The sequence below is a fragment of the Phormidesmis sp. 146-33 genome, assembly GCF_052939515.1.
Genome location: NZ_JBJPHU010000241.1, coordinates 1 through 2,991 on the forward strand (window position 1 = coordinate 1; position 2,991 = coordinate 2,991).

A 2,991-nucleotide genomic window follows, 5' to 3' on the forward strand; every position below is an offset into this window, starting at 1 on the left:
CCGCGTTTCTGCTTGCTTCTAGAATGACTGGGAGTTTATTTCTCCGCAAGCCCCTAATGGCTTCTACTTTTCCGTTCGGTATCAGCCGTTCTGATTCATAGCGATCGTGTAGAATAGCAAGAACCTGATTATTCACTGTCTCATGCAGAATCAAGAGCAATCAATTGTCTCTGACGAAGCGCGTGCTTCGACCTACGACACGAGAGCCGCTACTGTCTTTGACGAAGCGCGTGTTTCGACCTACGACACGAGAGCCGCTAAAGTAGCTCCACTGCGCGACACGCTTCATTTACTAACCCGCCTGGTTCTTTCTGAACTTCCTGCAAACGCGCGAGTCCTCTGTGTTGGGGTCGGAACTGGATTGGAATTGATTTATCTGGCTCAAGAATTTCCACAGTGGCAATTCACAGCGATCGAGCCTGCTACTGCGATGCTTAATACTTGTCGTCGGAAAGCGGAAGCCTGTGGAGTTGCATCCCGTTGCACCTGGCACGAAGGCTACCTCGATTCATTGCCTGCATCAGAGCCATTCGATGCAGCGACTTCCCTACTAGTTTCTCACTTCTTCATGCAGCAAGCCCAGAGCCGAGAATTTTTCAGTCAAATTGCTGCACGACTTCGCCCTCAAGGGTATTTGGTGAGCGCGGATTTGGCTTCCGATATGTTTACTTCAGACTATCAAAGCTTGCGCGAGATGTGGACTCGGATGCTGAAGTATGCCGAATATCCAGATAAGGATATTCAACAATTCCTCGACTCTCATGGTCGGAATGCTGCTGTACTCCCTCCTCACGAAGTCGCGTCTATCATCGAATCTGGCGGTTTTGATTCCCCTGTATTGTTCTTTCAGACTCTTTTCTTTCATGCTTGGTATGCAAGGCGAACAGTCCTAGATTAGAAGTCTTTAACAATCGCCTAAGCGCATCTTGACTCCACGGGCTGGGGTCAGGGTGACTCCTCGACGGCGCATTAATTCGGGCTGAGAATCTACTAACTCCAATTCAGCCTGAGAAACCAGGGTGGCTAAAACCAGCTTCAACTCCAACATGGCTAGCGCATCCCCGACACAACGGCGGGCACCACTCCCAAATGCTAGAAATTCATAAGGGGAAAAGGATCGATCAAGAAACCGCTCTGGCTTAAATGCTTTCGGATCGGGATACAACTCTGGACGCTGATGCAAGAGATAAATACACCCCATGACGATCGTGTCCACCTCTAACTCATATCCGAGCAGTTCGAGGGGTTCTTGGACGACTCTGGGAAACGTGAGCATTGCAACCGGGGTAATTCTCAAGGTTTCAGAGCAGACCGCATTGAGATAGGGCAATCGGGCAATTTCAAGCGGATTTGCATTCTCGTCGAGGCTATGCAGTTCGTACCGCAGTTTTTCTCGCACCCCTGGCGTTTTATGAATCCAATAGAGTCCCCAAGCGAGAGCAGAAGCCGTGGTTTCGTGACCTGCAAGTAACAGGGTCATGAGCGCATCACGTAGGGCGCGATCGCTCATCGGCTGTCCCGTTTCGTCCTGGGTCAGCAGGAGCATTGAGAGAATATCGGTGCGATCGGGATTGGGATGGGCGCGACGATCGGCAATTTCAGCAAACAGCAAGGCATCAATTTGCTGACGGGTCTGGATAAATCGCCCCCAAGGTGTCCAGGTTCCAAAATCTTTTTGAAAGCTAGGGATAAACAGAAAGCTCGCCGTCGCAGGAGAACGGAAGAAATCCGTCAGTGCAGTCAGCGATTGTTTGAGATGGTGATATTGATCGCCGTGGGACAGTCCAAAGACGACTTGAATGATAATTTCTAAGGTGAGTTGGTGCATTAGCGTCCGGGCGAGGAAAGGTTGCTGAGGCGAGAGTTGGCTCAGTAGGGTTTGAGTTAAGCTGCAAATTTGCTGTGCGTAGGTTTGAAGCCGATTGCCGTGAAAGGGGGGGACGAGGAGTTGTCGCTGCTGTCGATGGTCTTGCCCTTCTAAAAGGAACAAAGACTGTTCTCCAACCAACGGTTGCAGGAGAGCATTGTCTTTGCCGCTTGCAAAAAACTTTGTATGGTCTTGAGTGAGAATGGCTTGAATGGCTTCGGGGTGCTGCACAAATACAAAGGTGTCTCCGAATCCAACAATTTGCGCGGTGAATAAATCGGGATACTGCTGTGCTGCGGATTCCATGTACTGAACAGGGTCAAGTATCCATTGTAGTTTTTGCAACAAAGGCGACGTTTTGAGAACGTTGGGGAGGGGCATCTGAGGGAATCTCCTACGCTTAAATAATGGCTTCAAACTCTACCAACTCATGGGTGGCGGTTGCTGATCGCCCGTCCAGTGACACAGGAATTCTCGAAATCGAACGATCGCGTGATCCTGCACATCAAACACATGCGCCCAACGGTTTTGGAAGGGAATGCCAGACTGTCGGGAGCTTCGCTGTTGCCGAAGGCAGCCGCATCCAGATTCTTCGCCTAGCACCGCTACAATTGAACCCTCCTGAATGAACTGACGCGGCTCAAAAAGATTGAATTGCCAAGTGAGCGCTAGAATGTCGAGAAAGTCTTGAACGCCCGCTCTGCCGTAAAAGGTTTGGCATTTTTTGAGCTAGATGGGACCGTTGACACACCATTCAATGTCCTCAGAACACAGGTTGGGAAACTGTTGGAGATCGTCATCTGCAAATGTCTGGTAGAGTCCTAAAATTTTAGACTGATTTGTGCTAGTAGCGTGAGCGAGAATATTAATAAACGAACAAGTAAACAGGTAGAGCGAATGTTCGGGCGAAGTTTGCGTCTACAACAGGGTAGCAACCTCGACCCATGTGGGGATGTTACTCATCAAACTTCAAGGTGATAGTTCGTTTGAAAGCAATCATTCAAAAAGTATTGGGATGGATGGAGATAAGATGAGCCATTTTACCACTGCTAACAGTCTTCAACAGCCGCCACAGTGTTCTGCCTCGCGTCGAAATGTTCTCATTGTCGGAGGTGGACCCGCAG

Annotated in this window: 3 protein-coding genes; 1 reads left to right on the plus strand and 2 read right to left on the minus strand. The window is 49.6% G+C overall.

Annotated features, from left to right (window positions below; translation table 11 throughout):
* Positions 1 to 142 precede the first annotated feature (142 nt).
* Positions 143 to 898: a class I SAM-dependent methyltransferase gene (locus tag ACJ2PR_RS35485; RefSeq protein WP_446880582.1), complete on the plus strand. Its 756-nt coding sequence runs from the start codon at positions 143 to 145 to the stop codon at positions 896 to 898.
* A 6-nt stretch (positions 899 to 904) separates the two neighbouring features.
* Here the strand turns inward: ACJ2PR_RS35485 and ACJ2PR_RS35490 are convergent, their stop codons facing one another.
* Together ACJ2PR_RS35490 and ACJ2PR_RS35495 are read right to left on the minus strand one after the other, a co-directional pair.
* Entirely contained in the window at positions 905 to 2,248 is a 1,344-nt protein-coding gene (locus tag ACJ2PR_RS35490; RefSeq protein ID WP_446869681.1) for a cytochrome P450, read from the minus strand.
* Positions 2,249 to 2,287: 39 nt separating this feature from the next.
* Positions 2,288 to 2,470: a hypothetical protein gene (locus ACJ2PR_RS35495; RefSeq protein ID WP_446869680.1), complete on the minus strand. Its 183-nt coding sequence runs from the start codon at positions 2,468 to 2,470 to the stop codon at positions 2,288 to 2,290.
* Positions 2,471 to 2,991: the final 521 nt, after the last annotated feature.